We start from the raw sequence: 26,272 nt of genomic DNA, 5'->3' as shown, positions 1-26,272 counted from the left end.
CCCGCCGCGCGACCTCGGCCGACGCCTCCTGCAGCCCGTGGTCGACGATCACCGCGCCGGCCCGCCTCCCGCCCCGCGGGGCCTCGAAGGCGACCGCCGCCGCGAGCGCGAGCGAGTCCGCTCCCCCGCTCAGCGCGACCAGCACGAGCGCTCCGGGGTCGAGCTCGTCGAGGCTCTCGCGCACCGCCCGCCGCAGATCGGCGACGGCGGGGGTCAGGCGGGGGCGATCGGGCACATCAAGTAACGTAATGCCAGCGATCCGCCCCTCCCGCGCGCGCACCCGCGCGAGCGTTCCGGAGGCCGAATCCGTCCGCCGATGCGCCGCTCACGGCGCCACCGACTCAAGGAGAGAGCATGGCCGCATACGACGTCGTCGTCGAGATCCCCAAGGGGAGCCGCAACAAGTACGAGGTCGACCACGAGACCGGTCGCGTCTACCTCGACCGCGTGCTCTTCACCTCCTTCGTCTACCCGACGGACTACGGGTACTTCGAGAACACCCTCGGCCTCGACGGCGACCCCGTCGACGCTCTGGTGCTGCTCGAGTACCCCGTCTTCCCGGGCGTGGGCGTCTCCGTCCGCCCGGTCGGCGTGCTCAACATGAGCGACGAGGCCGGCTCCGACGCGAAGGTGGTCGTGGTCCCCGCGAAGGACCCGCGCTGGCAGCACATCCAGGACATCGGCGACGTCCCGGAGCAGACGAAGAACGAGATCAAGCACTTCTTCGAGCGCTACAAGGACCTCGAGCCCGGCAAGTGGGTCAAGGTCGACGCGTGGGGCGACGCCGCCGAGGCGGAGCAGATCGTCCAGGACGGCATCAAGAAGCTGGCCGAAGAGGGTCACTGACCTCCCGCACCAACGAAGGAACCCCCTCCCGTCGTCTCGACAGGAGGGGGTTCTCTCGTTGCGCGGTGCGGCCGCGGCTCAGGCGGCCGGGCGGCCGACCATGCCGGCGGGCGTGCCCCAGGTGTTCCAGATGCGCACGGGCTTGCCGTAGTCGGCGGCCTCGATGATCTGGTTGTTCCCGAGGTAGATGGCCACGTGGTAGTAGTCCCCGCCGCCGCCCCAGAAGATCAGGTCGCCGCGCTGGCGCTGGCTGTAGGGGACGAGCTTGCCGGCGCCGGCCATGGTGTTGTACTGGTTCGTCGCCGAGTGGGTGCCGATGTAGATGCCCGAGGAGGCGTACGACGCCTTGGTGAGGCCCGAGCAGTCCCACTGGTCCGGGCCCATGCCGCCGAGGACGTACTCCTCGCCGAGCTGCGCCATCGCGTACGAGATCGCGTTCTCGACGGCGCCACTGGTCGGCACCAGGACCGGAGCGGTGACCGGCTGCGGGAGCGGCTGAGCCGCCGGCTGGGCGACCGGCTGCGCAGCGGGCTGGGCCGGAGCCGGAGCCGGAGCGGGCTGCTGCTGCGCGGGCTGCGGAGCGGCGGGCTGCGGGAGGGACGCGGTCTGGCGCGAGGGGGCGGCGGCGGGAGCCGAGGACTGCTGCTGGGCGGAGCGGGCGGTGGACTGCGCCTGCGCGGCGGCCTCCGCCTCGGCCTGCGCCTGAGCGGCGGCCTCGTCGGCCTGGCGCTTCTGCTCCCCCGCGAGGTACTGGGTCTCGACCTCGACCGAGGAGTCCTTCAGCAGCGCGAGCTGGGCGACCAGCTCCTGCGACTTCTCCTCCTGCGCCGAGAGCGACGCGCGAGCGGACTCGGCGGCGGCGTCGGCGTCCTTGCGGGCGGCGTCGGCCTCGTCCGAGAGCGCCTGGTGCTCGGTGACGGCGCGGTCGGCCTGGTCGCCGAGCGACTCCGCGTTCTGCTTGTCGGCGAGGGCGTCGGCGTAGACCTTCTGCGACTGCTCCGAGAGCTGCGACATCGCGCCGAGCTGGTAGAGCAGGTCTCCTGCGTCCTCGCCCTTGGCCACGAGGCTGGCGGAGAGGTCGCCGCCGGCGGCGCGCGAGAGGTGCGCGGCGAGCAGGCCCGCGCGCATCTTCGAGGTCTGGGCCTTGGCGGAGGCGGTGGTCGCCTTCTCCTCGAGGTCGGCGACGGCCTCCGCAGCGGCGTCGAGCGCCTCCTTGGCCTGGCGCCAGGCCTCGGCCTTCTTCATCGCGGTGATCGACTTCTCGTCGACCGCGGTCTGCAGGCTCGTGATGAGGCCGGTGATCGAGTCGATCTCGGCCTGCTTGCTCGCCTCGTCCTTCTTGGCGTTCTGCACGTCGTCCCACGAGGGGTACTTCGCGTCGTCGGCGAGGGCCGGGGTGATGCCGAGGGACGCGGTGACCGCCGTGACCGCGAAGGCGGCGGAGATGACGAGCGGGAGGCGGCCCTTCCAGGCGCGCTCCCGGGGTGCCGGGGTGAAGGTGCGTGCGGTCGTCTGTGCGTCAGCCAAGGGTGACTCCTCGTTGGGCCATGAACGGTTGGGCGTCGACGGCGGAGCCGTTGACGCGGGTCTCGAAGTGCAGGTGGCAGCCGGTGGAGGCGCCCGTCGAGCCGACAGCGGCGATCTGCTCGCCGGCCTGGACCTGCTGGCCGACGCGGACGTAGATCCCGCCGGACATGATGTGGGCGTAGCCGGTGCTGATGCCGCTGCCGTGGTCGATCAGCACCCAGTTGCCGTAGGTGCCGTTGGGGCCCGCGTAGGAGACGGTCCCGCTGTGCGCCGCGAAGATCGGGATGCCGCAGCCGCCCGCGAGGTCGGTGCCGCGGTGGTACGAGCCGGAGGATCCTCCGCCGGTCGAGATGCTGTCGCGCGGGCCGAAGGTGCCGGTGACGCGGCCCCCGGCGGGGCGGACCCAGCCGGAGTCGCTGACGGCGCTGGAGCCGCCGCCGCCCGAGGGGGCGACGTATCCGCCGCCGCCGCCGCCGCTGGACGCGGCTGCGGCCCGGGCGGCCTCGCGGCGCGCGGCCTCGGCCTGGGCGGCGGCCTGACGAGCGGCCTCCTCCTCCGCGAGCTTGCGGAGGCGCTCGGCCTCGCGGGCGGCGACGCCGGCCTCGTAGTCGGCCACGGTCTTCGACTCGGTGTCGCGGAGCGCGGCGAGCTGCTGCTCGAGCACGACGCTCTGCTCCTGCTGCTCGGCGAGCGCGGCCTCGGACGCCTCCTGGGCGGCGGTCGCCTCGGCGAGCTTCTGCTCCGCGGCGACGCGGAGGCGCTCGCGCTCGGTCTGCGCGACCTCGGCCTGGTCGGCGAGGGAGGACGCGGTGTTGCGGGCGGTGCTGGCCTGCTCGTAGATCGCGGAGGATCGCTCGACCAGCTTGGTCATGCTCCCGATCTTCGACAGCAGCTGGTCGGCCTGGCCGGTCTTCTGGTCGAGGAAGATGTTGACGGACAGGTCGGTGCCGGTGCTGCGGTAGAGCTGCGCGGCGAGCAGGCCCGCCTGCTGCGAGGCCTTGTCGGCCTCCTCGGCGCTGGCGGCAGCCCGGTCCTCGAGCTTCTTCGACTGGTCCGAGGCCTCGTCGAACGCCTGCTGAGCGGCGAAGTGCTCGTCGCCGCGCTGCTGCGCGAGCTGCTGGGCGGAGGCGACCTCGCTCTGGAGGTCGCCGATCAGGGACGTGATCCGGTCGACCTGAGCGGCGGCGGCGGCCGTGTCGCCCTTCGCCGCCTCGACGTCGGCCCAGGACGGGTACTCGACCGCCTGGGCGGGAGTGGCGACGAGCAGGCCGGCGACGAGCGCGACGACGGCGGAGGCCAGGGCAGCACCTCGGAGTCGCCCGAGTCGCGGCGCGCCGGGGAGGCGGGCGGGACGCGGACGGCGCAGGGAGTGGGGCATGGGACCTCGGGGATAGGGGGACCCTCCCTCCGCGGCGGTGCGGCTCCGGCGCGCGGGTGGGTGGGAAGAGCGATTCCGCCCCACCCTAACCGCGGCCCTGCCCGATCTCCTAGACCCGGGTCAACCCCGGACGGGGTGCACGCCGCCTGCGGAACCGTCGATTTTGCATCCTGCGCCGCGGCCCCCTATGCTTGCGTGTCGGTAGTCATGGGGGGTCGGCCGCAGGGTCGCCCCGCGAGTCTCCGGCCCCATCGTTTAGTGGCCTAGGACACCGCCCTTTCACGGCGGCAGCACGGGTTCGAATCCCGTTGGGGTCACGGATGGGTCGGTACTGCCAGCACCACCAGGACTACCAGCACCACCGGCAAGTGCACCGGCTCGAGAGGGTCGGGGCGTGAAAATAGAACAGCCTCGAAGGCAGTATGCTTGTCTTCGCAACGAGGCCCTGTAGCGCAGTTGGTTAGCGTGCCGCCCTGTCACGGCGGAGGTCGCGGGTTCAAGTCCCGTCAGGGTCGCAAAGGGGCCCTTCCGAGAGGAAGGGCCTTTTTCAGGAGATCACCTCTCCAGCGACGTCTCGTCGCAACGGCTCTGTAGCTCAGTTGGTAGAGCGCACGACTGAAAATCGTGAGGTCACGGGATCGACGCCCGTCGGAGCCACTGGAACCCTCGCCTAGCTTCTACATGGCGGGGGTTTCTTCGTACCCGGGGGTCGTCACGCCCAACGGCGCGATGCTCCGCCGTGGCCGCCGATCCGTGGGCGGGCCGGCGTCGAGCGGCCCGGATCGCATCCAGGCGGTCTGCGTAGGCTGGCCCGGCCATGGAACCCGACGCCTTCCCGCCGCCCGATCCCGCGACGCTCGCGCCCGACTCCGCGAGGGCGCCTTCCGGGTCGGCGGCGTCCTGGCCGGCGCCTTCGTGGCCGGCGCCTTCGGGACCGACGCCCACGCCACAGCCGGGGTCCGCGCGGCAGGCGGAGCCGCCCGGGCCGGTCGAGCCTCGGCCCTCGGTCCACGCGCCCTACTCCTCCCTCCTCTATCTGCCCGACCCGCGCGTGCGGTGGGGCCTGCCGACCGCCGTGCTCACGATCGTCGGGATCGTCCTGCCGCTGGCCGTCCTCATCCTGCTGTTCGGCTTCGGAGTGCTCCCTTACTCCGCCGGCCTCGCCTTCGCGGGCGCGCTCGCGAGCTACCTCGTCGCGCTGATCGTGCCGTTCGCCGCGTCGCGGCTGCGGGGGCTGGGCACGATGGCGGCCGACTTCGGGCTGCGGTTCCGCTGGATCGACGTGCCCATCGGGATCGGGCTCGGCATCGCGGTGCGCGTCGTGATCCTGTTCGTGCTCGCCGCGTTCGCTCCGCTCCTCCAGGACGCGCAGGGGAACCTCGACATCGACCCCGACCCGCTGTGGTTCGTGCTGAGCTCGGTCCTCATCCCCGTCGTGGTCGCGCCGCTGGTCGAGGAGGTGCTCTGCCGCGGCGTGGTGATGCGCGCGGTGCGGAACCGGATGCTGCGCGGGCGCTCGGAGTGGGCGCCCACCCGGGGCCGGCGGATCTGGGCGATGGTGTTCAGCGTGCTGGCGTCGACCGCTGTGTTCGCTCTGCTGCACGGGCACCAGATGGTGAACCCGGCCACGATCGTGACGCTCGGCGTGACGACGGTCACCGCGGGACTCGCGCACGGCTGGATCGCGACGATCACCGGGCGGCTCGGAGCGGCGATCGTCTCGCACGCGACGCTGAACGGCTCCGCGGTGCTGCTGCTGGCGCTGCTGCCGCTGCTGACTCCGTAGGGGGGATCTCGATACGCCCGCTGCGCGCGCTACTCGATCAGCAAGGCTCTCTGGTGGTCGCGCGGGCGGCGCCGGCCCTGGTGCGAGGACGCCGGCCGCGACGGGCCCTGGTGGTCGAGTAGCCGCGGAGCGGCGTATCGAGACCAGCGACACAACACGGATCTCGATACGCCCGCTGCGCGCGCTACTCGATCAGCAAGGCTCCCTGGTGGTCGAGTAGCCGCGAAGCGGCGTATCGAGACCCGGCGACGCCTCAGACGTCGTAAGTGCGCGCCCCCGGCAGTTCGCCGCGGACCTGGCGGTGGAGGCGCTCCATGTCGGCGTCGAGGGTGGCGGCGGTGCGGGCCGCGTCGGCGAGGCCGTCGAGGAGCTCCTGCGGGACCTGGCGGTCGTACTTGTAGTAGATCTTGTGCTCCAGGCTCGCCCAGAAGTCCATCGCGATGGTCCGGAACTGCACCTCCACGCAGACGTCGACCGATCCGCCGGAGAGGAACACCGGCACCTCGACGATCGCGTGCAGACTCTTGTAGCCGTTCTCCTTCGGCTCGGCGATGTAGTCCTTCACCTCGAGCACCGTCACGTCGGACTGCGAGGTGAGCAGGTCGAAGACGCGGTAGACGTCCGAGACGAAGCTGCAGGTGATCCGGACGCCGGCGATGTCGGTGATCGCGTCGGCGATGCCCTCGAAGGTCGTCTCGCAGCCCTTGCGCTCGATCTTCTCGATCAGGCTGTCGGCCGACTTGAGCCGGCTCGTGACGTGCTCGATCGGGTTGTACTCCTGCAGCTCGCGGAACTCCTCCTGCAGGATCGACACCTTCGTGACGATCTCGTCCATCCCGAACTTGTACTGGAGCATGAACCGCGCGAAATCGTCCCGCAGGGCGCGGATCTCGGCGACGGTGCTGGCGTCGAGCGCCTCGGCGACGGCGTCCGTCAGCGGAGGGACGGCGTGCGCGGGTTCGGGGATGCGGGATTCCACAGTCGGACACCCTACGCGCGGAGTCGTTCGAGTCCGGTGGGAGGCGCCCGGCCTAGCCTGGGAGCGTGAACTCCGAGCCCCGCCCGCTGCGCTTCTGCGCGTTCGTCATGAACACCGCCTCCCACATCCAGCACGGCCTCTGGCGCCACCCCGACGCCCGGCAGCACGAGTTCGACGACGTGCAGCTCTGGATCGACCTCGCCCGGACGCTGGAGCGCGGCCGCTTCGACGCGATGTTCTTCGCCGACGTAGCGGGGCTCTACGGGCCGGCCGACGGCGACTGGGACGTCAACGCCCGGGAGGGTCTGCAGCTGCCCAGCAACGACCCGGTCGTGCTGCTCTCGGCCCTGGCGGTGAGCACCGAGCACCTCGGCTTCGCGTTCACGAGCTCGGTGCTGCAGTCGCATCCGTTCGACTTCGCCCGCAAGGTCTCGACCCTCGACCACCTCTCGCAGGGGCGGATCGCCTGGAACATCGTCACCAGCGCTCTGGACGGCGCGGCCCGCAACTTCGGTTACGACCGGCTCGAGGAGCACGACGAGCGCTACGCCTGGGCGCAGGAGTACCTCGACGTGGTCTACAAGCTGTGGGAGGGCTCGTGGGACGACGGCGCGCTCCTGCGCGACAAGAGCGGCTCGTTCGCCGATCCGGCGCGCATCCACCGCATCGACCACGTCGGGAAGCGCTACCGCGTGCAGGGGCCGCACCTCTCGGCTCCGTCGCCGCAGCGCACCCCCGTGCTCTTCCAGGCCGGCTCCTCCCCCGCGGGCCGGCGCTTCGCCGCGCGGAACGCGGAGGCGCAGTTCGTGTTCTCGGGGTCGCCGGAGAAGACCCGCGAGCTGATCGAGGACACGCGGGCCCTCGCCGCGGCGGCCGGGCGCGGCGAGGGAGCGCCCTCCTTCTACCTGGGCCTCTCCTTCATCACCGGCGACACGGAGGAGGAGGCGCGCCGGGCCGAGCGCGAGATCGACGAGTACCTCTCCTCCGACGCGTTCCTCGTGCACTCGAACCTCGGCTTCGACCCGGCGACGGGCGAGAAGCTCGACCCCGACCTGCCGCTCTCGGCGATCGAGACCTACGCCGGCCAGAGCCACCTGCAGTGGATCCGCGACGCCTCCCCCGACCGCGAACCGACCGTCCGCGATCTGGCCCGGCTCTCGGCGAAGCTGCGCGGACGGGTCGTCGGCACTCCGGAGCAGATCGCCGACCACCTGGCGGGCTGGCGCGACGCGGGGATCGACGGGATCAACGTCGTCAACTGGATCCTGCCCGGCAGCTACGAGGAGTTCGTCGACCGGGTGATGCCGGTGCTCCAGGAGCGGGGCCTCGCGCAGACCGAGTACGCCGAGGGGACGCTGCGCCGCAAGCTGTTCGGGACGGACGAGCTGCCGGCGACGCATCCGGCGCGGGCGTACCGCGGGGCGTTCGCGGGCTGAGCCCGGCGCGGGGGCGTCCGCGCGGGCTCGGGTCTTCGCCGGGGCGTCCGCGCGGTTCCCCGCGGGTGTCCGCGGGGGCCCGGGTCTCCACCGGGGCCTCCGCGCGGGCTCGGCTCTCCGCCGGGCGGGGGACGCGGGGTCGGACGCGGCTCCGTAGCGTCGAGGGATGATGCAGACCTGGGGAGTCCTGACCGCGCTGTACGGAGTCGTCGTGACGGCGTTCGCGGTGCTCGCGATCGTCCTGCTGGTGCTCCTGTGCCGCCTGGTGCTGACCGCGCGCGAGCACCTGCAGACGTCGACGCGGCTGCGCGAGCTGCAGATCGAGCGGATGCTTCTCGAGGACGAGTAGCGCCCGGCACGACGTCAGCCAGGAGTGGGGGGCCTCCTCGAGGAGGGGAGGCCGGTGGCTCTCAGCCGAGGTAGCGCGGAACGGTCAGGGCAGAGCGGGCCGCGCCTCGGCTCGGGGCGCCCGCGGGATGAGCAGGCCGAGGGCGACGGCGACCAGTGCCCCGATCGCTCCGATCACGAACGTGGTCTCGAAGCCCTGCGAGCTCGGCAGCTGCAGGTCGCCGACCGGCACGGTCAGCTGCGCGAGCACGCCGGCGGTCACCGCGGAGGAGAGCGTCGTGCCGAGGGTCCGCATCAGCGAGTTCAGCCCGTTCGCCGCGGCGGTCTCCGAGGCGGGGACGGCGTGCATGATGAGCGTCGGCATCGCGGCGTAGGCGAGGCCCAGGCCGACGCCGATGAGCGCGTTGATCACCAGGATCTGCCACACCTCGCCGCCGAACGGGAGGATCAGGAGGTACGAGACCGCGATCAGCGCGGAGCCGGCGATCAGCACGAGCCGCGGCCCGGACTGCGCCGAGAGACGGGCGGCGAGCGGCGATGTGGCCATCATCGCCAGGCCCGACGGCGCGAGGACGAGGCTCGCCACGATCAGGCTCAGGCCGAAGCCGACGCCCGACGCGGCGGGGAGCTCGAGACGCTGCGGCAGGGTGATCTGGGCGCCGAAGAACGCGAACCCGACCGCCACCGAGGCGAGGTTGGTGAAGAGCACGGCGGGGCGGGCGGCCACCCGGAGGTCGACGAGCGGGCTCTCCTGCCGCAGCTCGTACCAGCCCCAGAGCAGCAGGACGGCGATGCCGCCGAGGCCGGAGCCGAGGATCGCGGGGCTGGTCCAGCCGGAGTCGTTGCCGCGCGAGACCGCGATCAGCACGCCGCTGAGGCCGATGGCGAGGCCGATCGTGCCGACCACGTCGAAGGTGCCGGGCGAGCGCAGCGTCGATACGGGGACGACCAGGAGGACGAGGACGATGTCGAGGACGCCGAGGCCCGCGGACATCCAGAACAGGACGTGCCAGTCGGTGTTCTGCGCGATGAGGGCGCTGAGCGGCAGGCCGAGCGCGCCGCCGATGCCGAGGGTCGCGCTGACCAGGGCGATCGCGCCGGGGAGCCGGTCGCGGTGGAGGGTGTCGCGGAGGATCGAGATGCCGAGCGGGATGACGCCCATCACAGCTCCCTGAAGGGCCCGGCCCACGACCAGGGTCCAGACGTCGCCCGCGAAGGCGCACACGATCGAGCCGATCACGAGCACGACCAGCGCGGCCACGGCCATCCGCCGCTTGCCGTAGAGGTCCCCGAGCCGGCCGGAGACCGGGGTGAGGATGCAGGCGCTCAGCAGCGTGGCGGTGATCACCCACGCGGTCTCGGTGCGGTCGGCGCCCAGCAGCGTCGGCAGCTCGGACTGGATCGGGACGACCAGGGTCTGCATGAAGGAGGCGCTCATCCCCGCGAAGGCGAGGACGGCGGTGATGAGGCGCGGGTCCGGCGAGCGGGTCAGGGAGCGTCTGTCGGAGTCGGGCACGGCTGTCCTTCGTGTCGGCGGCGGACGCGCACCCGGACCGCGGCGGCGGGCGGGCCGTCGTCGGCGGGATCGTATCGCTCGGCTCTGCTTTCCACCGGCTCGGGGCTCAACAGCAGGGGTCACCGCTTTGTTCCCTCCCGCTCCTTCCCGCGCGCGTCGGGCAGGACGAGGATGGGCGGATGATCGACATCGAGAGCTGGATCGCCGGCTACGAGAAGGCCTGGGCCACGGACGACGCGGCCGACGTGGAAGCGCTGTTCACCGAGGACGCCGAGTACTTCACGGCACCGCACCGCGACGCGATCACTCCGCGCGACGCGATCGTGGAGTGGTGGCTGGCGGAGGAGGAGCCCGCGGATCCCACGTTCGCGTGGGGGCTGGTCGCGCTGACGGAGGAGACCGCGGTGGTGGAGGCGCGCACCGTCTACCCGGGCGACCGCACCTATCTGAATCTCTGGGTGATCCGCTTCGCGCCGGACGGGCGGGCGCGCTCGTTCACGGAGTGGTACATGGAGGAGCCGGCCGACTCGGTGTCCTGAGGCGCGAGGGGGGCGTGCGATCTGCAGGACGACGTGCGATCTGCAGGGGGGGTGGGTGACCGATCTGCAGGGGGGTGACCGATCTGCAGGGGGGTGACCGATCTGCAGGGGGTGTCCGATCTGCAGGCGGGTGTGCGATCTGCAGGCGGGTGTCCGATCTGCAGGCGGGTGTGCGATCTGCAGGCGGGTGTCCGATCTGCAGGCGGTGTCCGATCTGCAGGCGGGTGTGCGATCTGCAGGCGGGTGTCCGATCTGCAGGGGATCACAGCTGTCGCCGACGGGCTCCCGCGGAGGAGAGCGCTCTTTCACTCGGAAGTCCTGCAGACGGCACCCGGGGAGCCTGCACAACGCACCGAGTCCTGCAGATCGCACTCCGGGAGCCTGCACAACGCACCGAGTCCTGCAGATCGCACTCCGGGAGCCTGCAGAGCGCACGCGGGCCTGCAGATCGCACGGAAGCCTGCAGAGCGCACGCGCGGGGGCGGCGCCGCGCGGTCAGAGCTGCGAAGCGCTGAAGGTGTCGCAGCTGGTGGCGTCGCCCTCGAAGCCGGCCTGGAACCAGCGCTGGCGCTGCTCGGCCGAGCCGTGCGTCCACCCCTCCGGGTCGACGGTGCCGGTGGCCTGCTCCTGGATGCGGTCGTCCCCGACGGCGGCCGCGGCGCCGAGCGCGTCCTGGTACTCCTGCGCCGTCACCGGCTTGAGGTAGGGGGTGCCGGTCTCGTCGGGCACCGTCGAGGCGTCGCCCACCCAGGCGCCGGCGAAGCAGTCGGCCTGCAGCTCGAGGCGCACCGAATCCGACTCGGGGCCGGTGCCGGAGCGATCCGCCGACTCCATCGCGCCGGTCAGGTTCTGGATGTGGTGGCCCCACTCGTGGGCGAGGATGTACATCTGCGCGAGCGATCCGCCCGAGGTGTCGAACCGGGTGCGCAGCTCGTCGAAGAAGTCGGTGTCGAGGTAGATCGTCCGGTCCGGCGGGCAGTAGAACGGGCCGACCGCGGCGGTCGCACTCCCGCAGCCGGTGGTGGTCTGGTCCTCGAACAGGTCGACGCCGGTCGGGGTCGTGTAGGCGACTCCGAGGGTGGGCGTCTGCTCGCCCCAGTAGCGGTCGAGCGACTCGGCCGCGCCCTCGAGGCGGCAGTCGACCTGCGTGTTGGCGTCGGCGCCGCTGTCGCAGGCCACCGCGGTGGAGGTGACGCCCTCCGGCGAGGAGCCTCCTCCGCCGAACACCTCGCCGAGGCCCGAGAGGTTCACGCCGAGCAGCTGGGAGAGCAGCGCGAGCACGACCACACCCACCGCGCCTCCGCCGACGGCGATGCCGGTGGTGCGGCCTCGGCGGCGGACCTTGCCGCCGCTGAGCTGGGAGTCGTCGTTGAAGGTCATGCGGACGAAGCTAGCGCTCCGCGGAAGGGCGCCGCTCGGGCTTGCGGTCAGCCCCAGCGCGACTCGCTGGCAGAGCGGATGATCTCGAGCAGCGCCTCGCGCAGGGGGCCGTGCTCGAGCGAGCCCGGGAACATGTCGACCTCGAGGCGGTGCGCCCGGCGCCAGGCCTCGCTGCCCGCGGCGGTGAGCGCGACCAGTTGCCGGCGGCGGTCGGACGGATCCGTGGTGCGCGAGACGTGCCCCTCGCGCTCGAGGCGCTCGATGGTGCGCGACATGGTCTGCACCTCGACGTGGGCCGAGGCGGCCAGCTCCTTCTGCGCGACGGGGCCCGCCTGCAGGAGGTGCAGCACGATCAGTCCGGCGTGGGTGAGGCCGATCTCGGCGAGGGCGCCGTGCCAGGCGTGCTCGACCATCCGGGAGGCGGTGGAGAGCAGCCGGCCGGTGGGCCAGTCCTCCATCCCGGAGGAGTCGTCCGCGCGCATCTGATCAGGGTAGACCCGCTCCCGGGGCGCGACGGCACCGGGCGCGGGACGCTCAGGCGCTGACGCCCCGCGCCTCCCGGCCGCGAGCCGCGGACGGGCCGACCGTCACGACGCGAAGCGGTCCGTCGCCTCGATCAGCGCGTCGAGGATGCCCGGCTCGTCGAAGGCGTGGCCCGCGTCGGCGATCATCCGGAAGTCGGCCTCGGGCCAGGCCCGGTGCAGGTCCCAGGCGGTGAAGGCCGGCGTGCACATGTCGTAGCGGCCCTGCACGATGACGGCCGGGATGTCGCGGAGGACGCCGGCGTCGCGGATGAGCTGCCCCTCCTCCAGCCAGCCCTTGTGCACGAAGAAGTGGTTCTCGATTCGGGCGAAGGCGAGCGCGAAGACGGGATCGGACCAGTCCGCGATCAGCTCCGGCTTCTGCAGGAGGGTGATGGTCGACGCCTCCCAGGTGGTCCAGGCGACGCCGGCGGGACCGTGCACGGCGGGGTCCGCGTCGTGGAGGAGGCGATAGTACGCCTCGATGAGGCCGCCCCGCTCGCCGGCCGGGACGACGGAGGTGTAGCCCTCCCAGAGATCCGGGTAGACCGCGGCGGCGCCCCCCTCGTAGAACCACTCGAGCTCGGCGCGGCGGAGGGTGAAGATGCCGCGGAGGACGATCTCGCTGACTCGCTCCGGGTGGGTCTCGCTGTAGGCGAGGGCGAGGGTCGAGCCCCAGGAGCCGCCGAGCACGAGCCAGCGCTCGACGCCGAGGTGCTCGCGGAGGCGCTCGATGTCGGTGACGAGGTACCAGGTGGTGTTGGTCGAGAGGTCGGCCTCCGGCTCGCCGGCGTGCGGCGTGGAGCGGCCGCACATCCGCTGGTCGAACAGCACGATGCGGTACTTCTCGGGGTCGAACAGTCGGCGGTGGGCGGGCGAGGTGCCGGCTCCGGGGCCGCCGTGCAGGAACACGACGGGCTTGCCCTCGGGGTTGCCCGAGACCTCCCAGTAGAGCGAGTGGCCGTCGCCGACGTCGAGCATGCCGGAGTCGTGGGGCTCGATCTCGGGGTACAGAGTGCGCATGGCCCGCACCCTACCGACTGTCAGGGTCGCGGTACGCGAGGCGGGCGGCCCGGCCCCGGAGAGGGCGGGAGCGCCCGCGTCCACCCGGCGCACCCGCCTCCCGCGGTCGTTACTGTGGAGCGGACCTGCACGCCCCCGTCGAAGGAGCCCCCATGCCCACCACTGTGCGCGGCGTCATCGCCCGGTCGAAGGGCGCTCCCGTGGAGCTCGTCGACATCGTCGTCCCCGACCCGGGCCCGGGCGAGGCCGTGGTCGACATCGAGACCTGCGGTGTCTGCCACACCGACTTCCACTACCGCGAGGGCGGGATCAGCGACGACTTCCCCTTCCTCCTCGGGCACGAGGCGGCCGGTCGGGTCAGCGCGATCGGCGAGGGCGTCACCCACGTCGCGGTCGGCGACTTCGTGGTCCTCAACTGGCGCGCGGTCTGCGGCGAGTGCCGGGCCTGCACCCGGGCCGAGCCCTGGTACTGCTTCAACACCTTCAACGCGACGCAGCGGATGACCCTGGAGGACGGCACCGAGCTCAGCCCCGCCCTCGGGATCGGGGCCTTCGCCGAGAAGACCCTGGTGCACGCGAAGCAGTGCACGAAGGTCGATCCGGAGGCGGACCCCGCCGCGGTGGGCCTGCTCGGCTGCGGGATCATGGCCGGCCTCGGCGCGGCGATGAACACCGGGAACGTGACCCGCGGCGACTCGGTCGCGGTCATCGGCTGCGGAGGAGTCGGCACGGCCGCCGTGGTCGGCGCCGCTCTCGCGGGCGCCGGCACGGTCATCGCGATCGACCGGGACCCCAAGAAGCTGGTCGCGGCCGAGAAGCTCGGCGCCACGCACGTCATCGACTCCAGCGGCCTCGACGAGGCGGGCGTCGTCGCAGCGGTGCAGGCCCTGACGAACGGCTTCGGAGCGGACGTCGTCATCGACGCCGTGGGCCGCCCCGAGACCTGGCGTCAGGCGTTCTACGCCCGCGACCTCGCCGGGACCGTGGTGCTGGTCGGGGTGCCGACTCCCGAGATGACCCTCGAGATCCCCCTGCTCGACGTCTTCGGCCGCGGCGGCTCGCTGAAGTCGAGCTGGTACGGCGACTGCCTGCCCGAGCGCGACTTCCCGATGCTGACCGGCCTCTACCTCCAGGGGCGCCTGCCGCTGGACGAGTTCGTGAGCGAGCGGATCGGGATCGAGGACATCGAGGAGGCCTTCACCACGATGGCCGGCGGCGACGTGCTCCGCTCGGTGGTGGTGCTCTGATGGGCGCACGGATCGAGCGACTCGTCACGAGCGGCACGTTCAGTCTCGACGGCGGCACCTGGGACGTCGACAACAACGTCTGGATCGTCGGCGACGACTCCGAGTGCGTCGTCATCGACGCGGCCCACGACGCGGAGGCGATCCTCGCGGCGGTCGGCGAGCGCCGGCTCCTCGCCGTGCTGCTGACCCACGGGCACGACGACCACCTCGACGCGGTCGAGGGCGTGCGTGCGGCGACCGGCGCCCCGGTGCTGCTCCACGAGGCCGACCGGATGCTCTGGGACGCCGTGCACCCGGGCACCGCGCCGAGCGGCGGCCTCGTCGACGGTCAGGTCGTGCCCGTCGCCGGCATCGCGCTCGAGGTGCGCCACACCCCGGGCCACACCCCCGGAGCGGTCTGCTTCGTCGCCGAGGCGCTCGGCACGGTGTTCACCGGCGACACGCTCTTCCAGGGCGGCCCGGGGGCCACCGGCCGCTCCTACAGCGATTTCCCGACGATCATCGACTCGATCACCGATCGCCTGCTGACGCTGCCCGCCGAGACGGTCGTCCGGACCGGCCACGGCGACTCGACGACGATCGGAGCGGAGGCCCCGCACCGCGAGGAGTGGATCGCGCGCGGGCACTGACCGGGCGGGGGGGCAGGCGCGCGCGCTGTCGGCCCACCCTCTGCGGCGTTCTGCTCATCCGGGCCTTCGCCTCGGTGTGGGTATTTCGCAACAGGTAGGCCGTGCTCTCTTGTTACCGTGAACAATCGCCGGTACCGTGCGGAGACCACACCGCAGGCGGGATCCCCCGTCCGCCCACCGGTTCGCTGCAGAACCCGAGAGGACACGTCGACGATGACGTCACGACCCCCGGGCGGAGGCAGGCGCTCGCGCCTGCTCGCCGCCACCCTCGCCGCCTCCGCGACGATCGCCCTCGCCGCCGGCGCCGCCGTGCCGGTCGCCGTCGCCGCGACAGCGGCGACCACCCCCGCGCAGAGCCTGCTCGCGGACTTCACCTTCGACACCGCCCCGAGCGGAGGCGCCTTCACCGACAGGTCGACCCGCGCCGCCGTGAAGGGGACGCCGACCCTCGTCGCCGGGCGCACCGGGCAGGGCAGCGCCGTCTCGCTGTCGTCCTCGTTCTGGCTCGATCTCACCGGGACCGACGGGCAGCCGCTGCTGAAGGGGCGCGACTCCGTCACCCTGTCGTACGACTCCAAGCCCGCCGCCGCGGACAACGTCGGCTGGTCGGTCTTCGCCGCACGCTCGGCCGCGACCCAGGACTACGCCCAGGAGAAGTACGTCGGCGTCCTCGACCGGACGACCGGCATCACCGTCGAGCGGTACGCCAACAGCGGCGCCCGCGACTCCTCGGGCAACCTCACCGGCCCGAGCAGCACGGAGTGGAAGCACGTCGACCTCGTCCTGAGCGCCGGCACCGCCCGCCTCTACGTCGACGCGAAGCCCGTGGCCGTCACGACGGCCGGCCCCTCGCTCGCGACGGTCCTCGGATCGACCGGCGGAGTCCTGCAGGTCGGCAAGGCCAACTGGGGCGGCGGGGAGTACTTCACCGGTCTCCTCGACAACCTGCGCGTCTACGACCGCGCCCTGACCGGGGCAGAGCTGGGCGCGACCAGCAGCACCGTGGCGACCGACCTGCGCGCAGCACTCGACGTCCCCACGACCGTGCTCGGCGACCTGCCCGCGCAGGTGCTCGGGAACACCGTGACCTGGACCGCCTCCGGCGCCGGCGCCGCGCGCGTCTCCTCCACCGGCGCCGTGAACCTCTCGGGCCTCACCGCTCCCGTCGCCGTCCGCCTCCAGGCAGCCGTCGCCGGGCAGACCTACGCGTGGGACAGCACCCTCGCCGTGCCCGGTGGGCGCATCGCCACCTCCGTCAAGACCGTCACCACGACGAACGGAGTGAAGGACGACCCGCTGGCCTACAACGACGACCGTCGCGCGGACTCGCTCTTCACGGCCGCACTGCCCGCCGGCGCGACCACCTGGGAGCCGCTGAACCGCTCGCAGTCGATCCTCTCCGTCCTCAAGGACGGCGACCAGGCGCAGCGCCCGAACGCCCAGATGGGCTCGCCGCTGCTGTTCCGCTCGAAGGACGGCTCGCTCGGCGCGGTCTCGTCGCAGAACAACGCGACGGACTCCGTCTACCTCTGGAGCTCCGCCGACGGCCGCACCTTCCGCGACCAGCGCGTCCTCCGGGTCGCGCCGGGCTCGGTCGTGACCGACCCGCGGATCGTCTTCGACTCCGCCCTCGGCGTCTACAAGCTGTTCTGGACCGATCTGCTCACCACCGAGGGCCGCGTGACGCTGTTCACGGACCTCGCCTCCGGCACCGCTCCCGGAGCGACCACCCGCGCCGACGCCCGCGTCCCCGGTGTCCAGGGCTCGGGTCTCCCCGCCTGGTTCACCCAGGGCCAGGCCGGCGAGACGACGCTGACCTCGTCCGAGTTCGGCACGTTCTACCGCGAGTACGTCGACCTGAAGAACACCGGTGTGAAGTCGCTCAGCGGCTCCGTCGACTCCGGCGCCGGATCCGCTGCGATCGCCGCAGCGCTCCCGGGGCAGGCCGTGATGGAGTACAACGACGGCTCGACCAAGTCGCTCAACGTCGACTGGCAGGACGATCTGACCACCGCCGTCGACACCTCGCGTCCCGGGACCTACCAGGTCACCGGCGCCGTCCAGCAGGACCCCGAGGCGATGGTCAACGAGGCCCGCGCGGATCCGCACGTCTTCTTCAACGAGGACGACGGCTACTACTACCTCACGGGCTCGCACTACGGCCAGGACTCCCTCGGCCCGATCGAGGAGAGCTCCAGCTACCGCAAGATCGGCCTTAAGCGCTCGAAGACCATCGCCGGTCTCGACTCCGCTCCTGAGCAGATCGTGATCGACCCCGACGCCGGCACGCCCGGCCTCCAGAGCCAGTACCCGAACACCTTCTACGGCTGGGGCGGATACATCTGGGCGCAGGAGTTCCACAAGATCAACGGCACCTGGTGGATCGTCGCCGGCATGAACAAGGGCTACGCGCCGGTGGGCGGCTGGTGCGACAACACCGTCCTGATCCCCTACACCGGGACCGACGCCTCGATCGCCGCGGGCGGCTTCCTCGACAAGACGAAGTGGGGCGAGCCGGTCGTCCTCGAGGGCGCGGCCTTCGACGTCAGCTACATCGACCGCCAGGAGAACGGCGCCACCCAGGGCTACTGGATCCTGCCCAACGGCAACACGCTCTCACTCGCCAAGGCGACGATGGGACCCAAGGGCACCGTCCCGCTGGTCTCCGGTGCGGTCAGCCGCATCTACGGCGAGAGCCAGCCGTGGGAGTCGGGCAAGCGCTCGCCGACCCCGTCCGACACCACCGAGGGCAGCGACCAGGGCGTCGTCGAGGCGCCGTTCATCGTGTCCAAGGGAGGACGCATGTACCTCACCTACTCGGGCGGAACGGTCGACAAGTACTACTCGCTCGGCATGCTCACGGCCGATGCGAACGCCGACCTCCTCAACCCCGCGACGTGGACGCAGACCGCGTTCCCCGTACTGGACACCGAGGACACCTACCTGGGCCGTCTCGGCGCGGACGAGACGCAGTACTTCTCGCGCCAGCAGGCCGGTACCGGGCACAACTCGTTCGTCGAGGACGAGTCGGGCAACCTGCTCCTCGCCTACCACGCCCGCCCCTACCCGGACCCGCACACGGCGACCGACCCGCAGAACGCGGGCGGCCTGTTCGACTCGGACCGCAACACCTGGTTCAAGGGCGTGAACATCCGCGCGAGCGGCCGGCTCGACCTCTCGCTCTCGAAGGAGCAGGAGGTGGCCTCGGCCAACCGCACCGTCACGGCGACGATCACCGTGAAGGCGCCGGCTGTGCCCGTCACCGCCACGGCAGCGGCTCGCTGCGTCGCGGGCAAGGTGGTGGTCACGCTGACCACCGTCAACAAGGCCGCGTCGACCGCCGACCTCCGCTGGAACACCCTGTGGGGCGCGAAGACGCAGCAGATCGACGCGGGCCGGACCGCCTCGCTGGCCGTGACCACGCGGGCCGCCTCGGTCACCGCCGGCACCGTCCAGGGGGTCGCCACCGTCGGCAGTGCCTCCGCTCCCGTGAGCGCCGCCTACCCGGCGCTCCGCTGCGGATGACCTGACCGGCTCCTTCGACCGACGACGCCCGGCCGCCCCTCATCTGAGGGCGGCCGGGCGTCGTCGTTCCTCTCTGTGGTGATGTGCCGGGCGAACGGGTCGCGGCCCTCGATGATCTCGGCGGTGCAGCCGGCATCGCGGGAGAAGACCCACCGGATGACGCGGCCGCGTCGGACGACCGGACCGTTGCGATCCACGACCGACTCCCTCATCGAGGGGAGGTCGTCGGTCGACGAGGTACGGGGTGTCGCGAGTCGGACGGGAAGAGGCGAGCCGGTCTGTCGCTGCTGCACGAACCGGCCCGCCCCTTCGGCATCGTCTCAGTGGACGAGGGCCACCTCCGCCTCGTCCCAGGCGGGGTCGAGGTCCTCCTTCGTCCCTCGGATGAGGAGGAGTCCGATGACGGAGGCGGCGACCATGGTCACTGCGGCAGCCAGGAACACCGCCTTGTAGCCGTCGGTGAACGCGGCGAGTTCGGCCGTTCGGGACGCCACGGCGGAGTCCGCGGTACTCGCGTAGAACACGGTGAACACCGCGAGCCCGATGGATCCGCCGATGTGGAACACGGAGTTGACGACGGCTGAGGCCACTCCGGCGTCCTCGTTCTCGACCCCGAGAAGGGCGAGGTTCTGGACGGGTACGAAGAGCATGGAGAGTCCGATCCCGAGCACGACCAGGGCGGGCAGGACCTGGAGGAAGTAGTTCCCGTCCGGGGTGATGCCGAGGAGCAGGAAGAGCCCTGCTGCCGAGACGAGCGGCCCGACGATCATCAGGGGTCGGGGGCCGAACGTGTTGAGGATCTTCGTGGTGACGGGCGAGAACGCCATGATCGCGACGGTCATGGCGAGGTTCGCGAGCCCGGCCGTCAGCGGCCCCATTCCGAGGACGATCTGGAAGTAGAACGCGAGGTAGAGGATGGCCCCGATCATCACGGCGCCGTTCGCGGCCTGAATCAGGATCGCGCCGCCTCGCACGCGACGCAGGATGACGCGCAGGGGCAGCAGGGGCTGGTCGACCGTGCGTTCGATGAGCACGAAGACGGTCAGCAGGACGATGCCGAGTGCGAGGACGGCGACGGTATCGATCGCGCCCCATCCGTGCTCGGCCCGCGTGAACCCGTAGACGATCGCGCCCAGTCCCAGGGCCACCGTGACGGTTCCCCAGACGTCGTGGCGATTGTCTCCGTCCGCCTTGCTCTCGCGAAGCACGAGAGCCCCGCCGACGAGGCCGAAGGCGACGAAGAGCAGGTTGACGAAGAGGCACCAGCGCCAGTCGGTGAATTCGGTGAGCACGCCGCCCAGGATCAGGCCGATGGCGGCTCCGGATCCGGCGACCGTGCCGAAGACGGCGAAGGCGAGATTGCGTTCCTTGCCGTGGGTGAACGTGACGGTGAGCATGGCGAGCGCGGCGGGGGCGAGCAGCGCTGCGAACGCGCCCTGGACACCGCGGGCGATGACGAGCTCCATACCGCTCTGAGCCAGTCCGGCCCAGAGCGAGGCGGCTCCGAAACCGGTCATCCCCACCATGAAGGTGCGCTTCCGGCCCCCGTAGTCGGCGATCCGACCGCCGAGAAGGAGAAGTGCTCCGAAAGCGAGGGCGTAGGCGGTGACGACCCACTGGCGCAGGCTGTCGCTCATCCCCAGATCCGCTTGGGCTTGAGGCAGGGCGATGGTGACGATCATCGTGTCGAGGACGACGACGAGCTGGGTCATGGCGAGAACGGCGAGCGCCCACCAGCGGGCGTTCGGCTTGTCCGCGATTCTGGACATGGAGAAACCTCCAGGCTTCTGAGGAATGAAGTCGCTGGAGGTTTTCAGCCTCGGATCCCGCACCGGCAGTGCACCTGACCGCCCGCAGCTCTGAAGCTGGGCAGGCGATCACGGTACCACAAGTTTACAATCATGAATGTACAGTTTCTCCCTGATTCGTCGACCGAGAGAGCCATCCCTCCGGGTGCGGTCCGTCGTCAGGACGGCCCGACACCGAGGGGGTCGAGCCTCACCTTCCGACGTCGGCAGGAGAGGATGGCAGACTGGCGGCCGACGCTGTCGCACCCGCTCGTGCGGCGACGCGTCGCCACCCTCCGGGCCGCCTCAGCACCCACCATCCCTAGCCGCTCACTCGGACCGAGGGAGCGGCGGAATCGATCACGACATGGAATCGAACCCGCCCAGCGGTGAGGAGGTCCTGCCTTCTCCTCGGACGTCTCCTCGCGCGACGCGACCCAACAACCGGACTCGGATCCTCGACGCAGCGGTCCGCGTCGCGGCACGGGAAGGATCTGTCCGCGTCACGCTCGAAGCGACTGCCGAAGAGGCTGGGCTGACACGCGGTGGAATGATGTACCACTTCCGCGATCGAGCCGATCTCGCCCGTGCTCTCCAGGAGCACGTCGCGGCCGGCTGGGAAGCCCAGCTGATCGACGTCGCGGGGAAGACGGCGGACGAGGCCACCCTGACGGAGCGCGTGACCGCCTACGTCACCGTCGCCCTGACGCCGTCGACGCGCATGCAGATCGGACTCCTCCAGGCCACGGGCAGCGACACCGCTCTCCGAGCGCCGGTAGCGGAGGTGCGCCGACGGTGGACGCCCTCCGCAGAGGAGACCGCGGCCGATCCGATCGCTCTCCGCCAGTTCATCGCCTGTCTTGCTGCGGACGGCCTGTGGTCGCACCACTCCCTCGGCGGTGATCGGATACCGGACGACACTCGAGCCGCGGTGATCTCCGAGATCATCCAGCTCTCCAGCCCGGGGTGATGCACGAAGGGCACTTTCCGGCGCGAGGCGGGTCCCGGCCGGGAGGAGCTTGACCGGGACCGAGACTCTTCCTTCTGCGGTCGAGGATCAGGACAGGCCTGTCCCCGGACCCGGCTCCTGGGTCGAGCCGAGCCCCAGGCCGGCCTCACACTGCTGAGGATGTAGCAGGGACGGCCTCCTCGAGGAGCGCCGCCATCGCCTCGCACCACGGCAGCACGGTCGCGAACGTCACCGACACGACCGATCCGACGACGGCCGACCAGGAGACGTCCCGCGTGCGCCCGCACAGGCACTCCGCTCGTCAGCGGGACAGCAGCGCGACGTGGATCTCCTCGGCGAGGAGGTCGAGCGCTCTGGCGTGGGACGCCAGGAAGGCCCGGCCGTCGCGCGTGATCGAGAAGCGCTCGATGCGCTGCAGCGGGGTCCTCCTGCCTCTCTCGAGGAGCACCAGACCGTGGCGTGAGAGCCGGAGGAGGCGCTTGCGCACCTCGACGACATCGACGCGGTCGCCGGAGCGGAGGTCGAGAACTGCTCGCAGGCGGGACTCGTCTCGGTTCTCTCCGGTCGCGAGCGCGATCAGGATGAAGACGTCGATGCTGCAGTCGAGCCCGCAGGCTCCGCAGCGGTTCGTGCACCGCGTAGGGCGTGCCAGGGACACGAGGAATCGATCGAGGCGCATCACGGATGTCTCCTGGGGAACGGCGGCCTCCTGCTGCAACGGGAGGGTCCGGGTGGGCCGGTCACGGCCGGCGTGCGCGTCCGGGCATCGTAGCCAGGGCAGCTCCAGAGGTGCGGAGGCTCGACATGGTCGTCGGACGATCGGGTCGTGGGCTCATCCGGACGTTGCAGGGAAACGCTCAGGAGAGAGGGAGGGCGTTGCCGTTGATCAGCAGGAGGTCGTGCGCTCCGACCGCAGCTGCGCTCCCGGCTGCTCCGTCGTCCTTCTCCTCGGCGAGGCCGTGCGGTTGCGCGGCCTTCGCCAGCACGAGCCCGGCGGTCGGGACAGTCCCGGTTCTCACGCTGTGATGCATCTCGTCGGTCGTCCTTCAGAGGTGGCGGCACTGCAGGTCGGGTGCAGTGCCGGTCGGGGCGGTACAGCAGGGGAGCGGGCGATCGTGTCGCCCGCTCCCCCGCCTTCTCAGCGGCAGCTGCGTGCCGGGTAGTCGACGCTCGTCTGCGCGGTGACCGTCTTCCCGTCGACGACGGCCTTCCCTGTCGCGGCCACCGTCCCGGCGGGGATCGAGACCGCGCGGGTGGTGACGGCGCCCGACGCGGATGCTCCCGGCGCGACTCCGGTCACGGTCTTCGAGCCGAAGGCGGTGACGGTCGTGATGTCCATGGTCGAGCGGCTGTCGTTCTTGACCACAGTGGTCAGGACGACCTTCCCGCTGACGCAGCGGGTCGACGCCGTGGCGGTCACGGTGAGCGGCGACGTGACGGTGACCTTCGCGGTCACGGTCCGGTTCGCGGGCGCGACCTCCTCCGTCGGCGTCAGGTCGAAGACCGGTCGGCCGTCGGCGGCGTAGTGGATGCGGGCGAGACGGGTGTCGCGGCCGTCACCCCCGACTCCGTTGCCCCAGGTGTGGTAGACGTACAGGTCGTTGCCGTCCTCGTCCTGGGTGACGGCTCCGTGGCCGGGACCCTGCTCGTAGGCGCGGTAGTCGACGACGCCGTCGGGCAGGGGGACGCTCTGCAGGAGCGGGCCGTCGTACTTCGTCCAGCTCGCGATGTCGGTCAGGTCACTGCCCTCCTCCGCCCAGGCGCCGCCCACGATGTACTTCGGGCTGACGCCGCTGCTGGAGTAGACGAGCGTGATCCTCCCGTCGCGCTGGATCGCGAACGCTCCCTCGGACAGGTGGTCCTCGAACGTCAGCGAGGGCACGATGATCGGGGTCGGCTCGCCGATGACGCGGGTGGGGTTCGCGGGATCGACCTTGGCGATCCACGTCGCCGGGTCGCTCACTCCGTTGTCGACGTAGCGCTGGGACCACGCGTAGTACCCGGTTCCACCGGACTCGAAGTAGGTCATGTCGAGGCTGATGTTGCGTCCCGTGCCGGGGCGTCCGAGGGCGCTCCCGTCGCTCTTCAGGACGGCGCGCGGCGCGCTCCAGTCGGAGGGGTTCGCGGGGTCTCCGCCGTCGCGAAGCTGCATGATGTGCGCCTGCACCGTGAACCACTGACCGTTCTGGTTCGACTGGTCGTTGTCCGGGTTGAAGCACGGGGCGAACAGGATGGAGAGCTTGCCGCCGATCTCGTGGATCTCGGGGGCCCAGTAGCAGCCCGCGATCACCTTGCCCTCGGCGGTGCGGTCCATCCGCGTGGTGCGGTTGAGGAGGTCCACCTCACGCGCGCGTCCGCCGTTGTCGTCGCTGAGCTGGTCGATGCTGTCGGCGACCCGGATCGGCAGGTGCTGCGAGGCGACGTTGTTGTTGTTCGTGTCGTCCGTGGCGGTGAAGAGGTACTGCGTCTTCCCGTTGCGCTCGTAGCGGTAGATCGTCGGATCCGCGCGGTTGTAGGCGAACGGCTCGTTGTACTGCCGCTGGCGGACGGTCCCGGAGAGGTCGTACGTTCCCGGGCCCTTCGCGGCGAGGTCGGCGAGCTGCTGCTGGTTCCAGTCGATGCCGAGGCTGCCGGTCGAGCCGTCGTTGTAGGAGAGCTGCGCCTTCACTCCGGACAGGGCGGAGGTGTCGCCCTGATCGATCGTCTGCGGTGCGACCGAGGATCCGGTGTTGACCGTGCGGCCGAACCTCTTGGCGAGCGAGTCGGCGACGGAGCCGGAGACGGTCAGCGCGCCGCCCGGCAGAGCGTCGGGGACGCGGCCCGAGACCCCGGAGAGGTCGGGAGCGGCGACAGTGGCGGGGCTTCCTCCGAGGACCGCACCGCGGTTCCCGTCGGTCACGACGACGCTGCGACGGCCGCCGTCCTTCGGCCAGAACGCCTGCGCGCGGAGCTCGGTGCGGGCGAGGTCCGTGACGGTCGTGTACTTCGCAGCCCCGGAGGAGTCCGTCCAGGAGACGAGGTAGCGGTTCTGGTCCGTGTCGTAGACGGCCTTCGGCGCGACGACGCCCCCGGTGGTGCCGAGGTCGATGAGGCCGAGCTCGGTGAAGTCGGACGCGGTGGCGTCCGTGGCCTTGAAGACCAGAGCGCTCGAGGCCCCGGTGCCGTCGGACGCGCCCGACTGCAGGACGCGGGTGGCGATCACGCCGACGGTCCCGTCGGCGAAGGTGAACAGCGAGGGGTTCGCGAGGCCGCGGTTGTCGGCCTTGTCGGTCCCGAGGAAGACCCCGTCGGCGAAGAGGACTCCCGAGTTGCCCGAGAGCGGTGCCGCGTCGGCGACGGACGAGCCGAGTGCCAGGTGGAGGCCGCGGGCGATCGTGTCCTGGTTCGCCTTGTCCTCGCCGGTCGGCGTCCGGGTGTACGACACCACGGTCTTCGCCGTGGAGGCGCTGAGGACGGTGGTGCGGAAGGTCTTCGTCAGCGTGGTGGTGCCGACCTTGACGGAGGCGGTGAGCGCGAGCGCCCGGTCGGTCGCCGTGTCGTTCACGAGGCGTCCGCCGGACAGGCCGGCGCCGTCCGCGCTCCACGACACGGTGTAGCCGGCGAGCGTGGGAAGAGCGGTTCCGGAGGCGACGGTCGGCGGGACGACGAGGGCGGTGCGCAGGCGCGCCGTGGCGTCGGCCTCGGTGTCCGCGGCGACGGTGACACTGCGCGCGGTGCCGGTGGCGGCGGATCCGGCGAAGGTCGCGGTCGGGGTCAGGGTCACGGTGGCGTTCGCCGAGCCGGGTGCCGGGCGGCGCACGGAGCCGTCGGTGCCGATCACAGCGGGGTCGCTGCTCGCCCAGGTGAGGACGGAGCCGCCCGCGCCGCGGGTCGGCAGGGAGAGGTCGCTGGTGACGGGTCCGGTCACGGAGACGGTCGCCGCGGCGGCGTCCGATGCGGCGATCGCGGCGGCGGCCGGAGCCGCGTCCTCGCGCACCTGGTCCTGGGTCAGTGCGGAGGAGTAGACGTGCACGTCGTCCATCGCCCCGGCGAAGAGAGGGTCGGGGCCGTAGAACGACTTGCCGAGGAGGCCGGAGAAGGCGGAGGTGCCGACCGTCGCCGCTCCGGTCGCGGAGGTCGGGGTGGTCTGGGCGAGCCGGCCGTCGACGTAGGTCGAGACGCTGACGCCGCTGCGCAGGACCACGGCGACGTGGCTCCAGCGGCCTGTGGCGGCGGGACCGGAGTCGGCCGCGCGCTGCTCCGAGCCGTTCTTCACGGCACCGATCAGGTTGCCTCCGCACTGGGGCGTGGTGAAGAGGTACCGCTCGGTCGACTGCCCGAGCGCGTACGCCCAGCTGCAGCTCTGGTTCCCCTCCCAGCGCAGCCAGGCCGACATGGTCACGTCGGTGGTGGCCGCCGTGGTCAGTCCCGGCGCGATCTCGGCGTAGGCGGCGGAGCTGCCTGCAGCGCCGCCGGGGAGGCGGAGTGCGCGGTCGGTGCCGCCGCGCGGGCCGGCGACGGTCGTCGCTCCGGTCCCGCGCACGGTGGCGGAGCGGCCGGCAGCGGAGTCGGTCAGGGTCGTGCCCGCGCCCACGGCGGAGCCGACGGCGGCGGACGAGGAGAAGTCGTAGGAGAGGACCGGGCTGGGCACCGCGGCCTGTGCGGGTGCCGCGCTGAGCGCAGCCCCTCCCGCTGTCAGGCTCGCGGCGACCAGGAGGGCCGTCGTGCGTCGGAACCGCATTGTTCGTCTACTTCCGTGGGAGAGGTGGATGCGGGGAGCACGGACCAAGGGTCCGCGCTCCCCTGCTCCGGTGGCCGGAGGCCCCGGAACGGAGGAGGTCAGGGGAGGGGCGGCT

Annotated in this window: 21 protein-coding genes and 3 tRNA genes; 12 read left to right on the top strand and 12 right to left on the bottom strand. The window is 71.6% G+C overall.

Annotated features, from left to right (window positions below; all coding sequences use genetic code 11):
• The coding region (locus tag C5D44_RS09135) for an ATP-binding protein (RefSeq protein ID WP_308471644.1) at positions 1 to 235 on the bottom strand (235 nt) is incomplete at its 3' end.
• Positions 236 to 354: 119 nt separating this feature from the next.
• Here C5D44_RS09135 and ppa point away from each other — a divergent pair.
• Positions 355 to 846, top strand: a complete 492-nt coding sequence (ppa, locus tag C5D44_RS09130; protein WP_104277187.1) for an inorganic diphosphatase — start codon at positions 355 to 357, stop codon at positions 844 to 846.
• Positions 847 to 924: 78 nt separating this feature from the next.
• On the opposite strand, the gene C5D44_RS09125 is transcribed toward ppa, so the two are convergent.
• Both C5D44_RS09125 and C5D44_RS09120 read right to left on the bottom strand, forming a co-directional pair.
• Entirely contained in the window at positions 925 to 2,373 is a 1,449-nt protein-coding gene (locus tag C5D44_RS09125) for a C40 family peptidase (protein ID WP_258067930.1), read from the bottom strand.
• Positions 2,366 to 3,751: a peptidoglycan DD-metalloendopeptidase family protein gene (locus C5D44_RS09120; RefSeq protein ID WP_104277186.1), complete on the bottom strand. Its 1,386-nt coding sequence runs from the start codon at positions 3,749 to 3,751 to the stop codon at positions 2,366 to 2,368. Before C5D44_RS09120 ends, C5D44_RS09125 begins: the two co-directional genes overlap by 8 nt.
• A 244-nt stretch (positions 3,752 to 3,995) precedes the next feature.
• On the opposite strand from C5D44_RS09120, the gene C5D44_RS09115 reads away from it, so the two are divergent.
• The 4 genes from C5D44_RS09115 (at position 3,996) to C5D44_RS09095 (ending at position 5,537) form a co-directional block, all read left to right on the top strand.
• Positions 3,996 to 4,068, top strand: a tRNA-Glu gene (locus tag C5D44_RS09115).
• A gap of 124 nt (positions 4,069 to 4,192) precedes the next feature.
• Positions 4,193 to 4,266, top strand: a tRNA-Asp gene (locus C5D44_RS09110).
• 69 nt (positions 4,267 to 4,335) lie between these two features.
• Positions 4,336 to 4,408 (top strand) — tRNA-Phe (locus C5D44_RS09105).
• Positions 4,409 to 4,802: 394 nt separating this feature from the next.
• On the top strand, positions 4,803 to 5,537 hold the full coding sequence (locus C5D44_RS09095) for a CPBP family intramembrane glutamic endopeptidase (RefSeq protein WP_104281455.1): 735 nt from the start codon (positions 4,803 to 4,805) through the stop codon (positions 5,535 to 5,537).
• 253 nt (positions 5,538 to 5,790) lie between these two features.
• Here C5D44_RS09095 and C5D44_RS09090 read toward each other — a convergent pair whose 3' ends face one another.
• The gene (locus C5D44_RS09090; RefSeq protein ID WP_104277193.1) at positions 5,791 to 6,393 is read right to left on the bottom strand and encodes a GTP pyrophosphokinase family protein; all 603 of its coding nucleotides are present in this window, start codon (positions 6,391 to 6,393) and stop codon (positions 5,791 to 5,793) included.
• A gap of 230 nt (positions 6,394 to 6,623) precedes the next feature.
• On the opposite strand from C5D44_RS09090, the gene C5D44_RS09085 reads away from it, so the two are divergent.
• Both C5D44_RS09085 and C5D44_RS09080 read left to right on the top strand, forming a co-directional pair.
• Entirely contained in the window at positions 6,624 to 7,952 is a 1,329-nt protein-coding gene (locus C5D44_RS09085) for an NtaA/DmoA family FMN-dependent monooxygenase (protein WP_104281458.1), read from the top strand.
• Between the two features lie 166 nt (positions 7,953 to 8,118).
• Entirely contained in the window at positions 8,119 to 8,301 is a 183-nt protein-coding gene (locus C5D44_RS09080) for a hypothetical protein (RefSeq protein WP_104277184.1), read from the top strand.
• Between the two features lie 84 nt (positions 8,302 to 8,385).
• On the opposite strand, the gene C5D44_RS09075 is transcribed toward C5D44_RS09080, so the two are convergent.
• Positions 8,386 to 9,816: an MFS transporter gene (locus C5D44_RS09075; protein WP_258067393.1), complete on the bottom strand. Its 1,431-nt coding sequence runs from the start codon at positions 9,814 to 9,816 to the stop codon at positions 8,386 to 8,388.
• Between the two features lie 179 nt (positions 9,817 to 9,995).
• Here C5D44_RS09075 and C5D44_RS09070 point away from each other — a divergent pair, with 179 nt between their 5' ends.
• The gene (locus C5D44_RS09070; RefSeq protein WP_104277183.1) at positions 9,996 to 10,355 is read left to right on the top strand and encodes a nuclear transport factor 2 family protein; all 360 of its coding nucleotides are present in this window, start codon (positions 9,996 to 9,998) and stop codon (positions 10,353 to 10,355) included.
• A 495-nt stretch (positions 10,356 to 10,850) separates the two neighbouring features.
• Here C5D44_RS09070 and C5D44_RS09065 read toward each other — a convergent pair whose 3' ends face one another.
• The 3 genes from C5D44_RS09065 to pip all read right to left on the bottom strand — a co-directional run bounded on the left by C5D44_RS09065 (position 10,851) and on the right by pip (position 13,279).
• On the bottom strand, positions 10,851 to 11,735 hold the full coding sequence (locus C5D44_RS09065) for a neutral zinc metallopeptidase (protein ID WP_104277182.1): 885 nt from the start codon (positions 11,733 to 11,735) through the stop codon (positions 10,851 to 10,853).
• Between the two features lie 47 nt (positions 11,736 to 11,782).
• Positions 11,783 to 12,217, bottom strand: a complete 435-nt coding sequence (locus tag C5D44_RS09060) for a MarR family winged helix-turn-helix transcriptional regulator (protein ID WP_104277181.1) — start codon at positions 12,215 to 12,217, stop codon at positions 11,783 to 11,785.
• 105 nt (positions 12,218 to 12,322) lie between these two features.
• The gene (pip, locus tag C5D44_RS09055) at positions 12,323 to 13,279 is read right to left on the bottom strand and encodes a prolyl aminopeptidase (protein ID WP_104281454.1); all 957 of its coding nucleotides are present in this window, start codon (positions 13,277 to 13,279) and stop codon (positions 12,323 to 12,325) included.
• A gap of 152 nt (positions 13,280 to 13,431) precedes the next feature.
• Between pip and C5D44_RS09050 the strand changes: the two genes are divergently transcribed.
• From C5D44_RS09050 to C5D44_RS09040, 3 genes are all read left to right on the top strand, one after another.
• On the top strand, positions 13,432 to 14,526 hold the full coding sequence (locus C5D44_RS09050; RefSeq protein WP_104277179.1) for an S-(hydroxymethyl)mycothiol dehydrogenase: 1,095 nt from the start codon (positions 13,432 to 13,434) through the stop codon (positions 14,524 to 14,526).
• On the top strand, positions 14,526 to 15,155 hold the full coding sequence (locus C5D44_RS09045; RefSeq protein WP_104281453.1) for an MBL fold metallo-hydrolase: 630 nt from the start codon (positions 14,526 to 14,528) through the stop codon (positions 15,153 to 15,155). Before C5D44_RS09050 ends, C5D44_RS09045 begins: the two co-directional genes overlap by 1 nt.
• Positions 15,156 to 15,368: 213 nt before the next feature.
• Complete coding sequence (locus C5D44_RS09040) at positions 15,369 to 18,680, top strand: family 43 glycosylhydrolase (RefSeq protein WP_104281452.1); 3,312 nt, start codon at positions 15,369 to 15,371, stop codon at positions 18,678 to 18,680.
• 320 nt (positions 18,681 to 19,000) lie between these two features.
• Here the strand turns inward: C5D44_RS09040 and C5D44_RS09030 are convergent, their stop codons facing one another.
• The gene (locus C5D44_RS09030) at positions 19,001 to 20,449 is read right to left on the bottom strand and encodes an MFS transporter (protein WP_104281451.1); all 1,449 of its coding nucleotides are present in this window, start codon (positions 20,447 to 20,449) and stop codon (positions 19,001 to 19,003) included.
• Between the two features lie 136 nt (positions 20,450 to 20,585).
• Between C5D44_RS09030 and C5D44_RS09025 the strand changes: the two genes are divergently transcribed.
• On the top strand, positions 20,586 to 21,437 hold the full coding sequence (locus tag C5D44_RS09025) for a TetR/AcrR family transcriptional regulator (protein WP_104281450.1): 852 nt from the start codon (positions 20,586 to 20,588) through the stop codon (positions 21,435 to 21,437).
• 301 nt (positions 21,438 to 21,738) lie between these two features.
• Here the strand turns inward: C5D44_RS09025 and C5D44_RS09020 are convergent, their stop codons facing one another.
• The 3 genes from C5D44_RS09020 to C5D44_RS09015 form a co-directional block, all read right to left on the bottom strand.
• Positions 21,739 to 22,119, bottom strand: a complete 381-nt coding sequence (locus C5D44_RS09020; RefSeq protein ID WP_146088014.1) for a hypothetical protein — start codon at positions 22,117 to 22,119, stop codon at positions 21,739 to 21,741.
• A 175-nt stretch (positions 22,120 to 22,294) separates the two neighbouring features.
• Positions 22,295 to 22,456, bottom strand: coding sequence for a hypothetical protein (locus C5D44_RS18055; RefSeq protein WP_181118478.1), 162 nt, complete (start codon positions 22,454 to 22,456; stop codon positions 22,295 to 22,297).
• 119 nt (positions 22,457 to 22,575) lie between these two features.
• Entirely contained in the window at positions 22,576 to 26,157 is a 3,582-nt protein-coding gene (locus tag C5D44_RS09015; RefSeq protein ID WP_104277172.1) for a LamG-like jellyroll fold domain-containing protein, read from the bottom strand.
• Positions 26,158 to 26,272 lie beyond the last annotated feature (115 nt).

The sequence above is a fragment of the Rathayibacter sp. AY1B5 genome (assembly GCF_002932795.1).
In the GTDB taxonomy this organism is placed as follows: domain Bacteria; phylum Actinomycetota; class Actinomycetes; order Actinomycetales; family Microbacteriaceae; genus Rathayibacter.
This window is presented reverse-complemented; position numbering and strand designations above follow the sequence as displayed.

Coding starts and splice junctions, on each gene's coding strand:
- ppa (WP_104277187.1), top strand. CDS start 355: ATGGCCGCATACGACGTCGTCGTCGAGATCCCCAAGGGGAGCCGCAAC.
- C5D44_RS09120 (WP_104277186.1), bottom strand. CDS start 3,751: ATGCCCCACTCCCTGCGCCGTCCGCGTCCCGCCCGCCTCCCCGGCGCG.
- C5D44_RS09090 (WP_104277193.1), bottom strand. CDS start 6,393: ATGCTCCAGTACAAGTTCGGGATGGACGAGATCGTCACGAAGGTGTCG.
- C5D44_RS09085 (WP_104281458.1), top strand. CDS start 6,624: ATGAACACCGCCTCCCACATCCAGCACGGCCTCTGGCGCCACCCCGAC.
- C5D44_RS09080 (WP_104277184.1), top strand. CDS start 8,119: ATGATGCAGACCTGGGGAGTCCTGACCGCGCTGTACGGAGTCGTCGTG.
- C5D44_RS09070 (WP_104277183.1), top strand. CDS start 9,996: ATGATCGACATCGAGAGCTGGATCGCCGGCTACGAGAAGGCCTGGGCC.
- C5D44_RS09065 (WP_104277182.1), bottom strand. CDS start 11,735: ATGACCTTCAACGACGACTCCCAGCTCAGCGGCGGCAAGGTCCGCCGC.
- C5D44_RS09060 (WP_104277181.1), bottom strand. CDS start 12,217: ATGCGCGCGGACGACTCCTCCGGGATGGAGGACTGGCCCACCGGCCGG.
- pip (WP_104281454.1), bottom strand. CDS start 13,279: ATGCGCACTCTGTACCCCGAGATCGAGCCCCACGACTCCGGCATGCTC.
- C5D44_RS09050 (WP_104277179.1), top strand. CDS start 13,432: ATGCCCACCACTGTGCGCGGCGTCATCGCCCGGTCGAAGGGCGCTCCC.
- C5D44_RS09045 (WP_104281453.1), top strand. CDS start 14,526: ATGGGCGCACGGATCGAGCGACTCGTCACGAGCGGCACGTTCAGTCTC.
- C5D44_RS09040 (WP_104281452.1), top strand. CDS start 15,369: ATGACGTCACGACCCCCGGGCGGAGGCAGGCGCTCGCGCCTGCTCGCC.
- C5D44_RS09030 (WP_104281451.1), bottom strand. CDS start 20,449: ATGTCCAGAATCGCGGACAAGCCGAACGCCCGCTGGTGGGCGCTCGCC.
- C5D44_RS09025 (WP_104281450.1), top strand. CDS start 20,586: ATGTACAGTTTCTCCCTGATTCGTCGACCGAGAGAGCCATCCCTCCGG.
- C5D44_RS09015 (WP_104277172.1), bottom strand. CDS start 26,157: ATGCGGTTCCGACGCACGACGGCCCTCCTGGTCGCCGCGAGCCTGACA.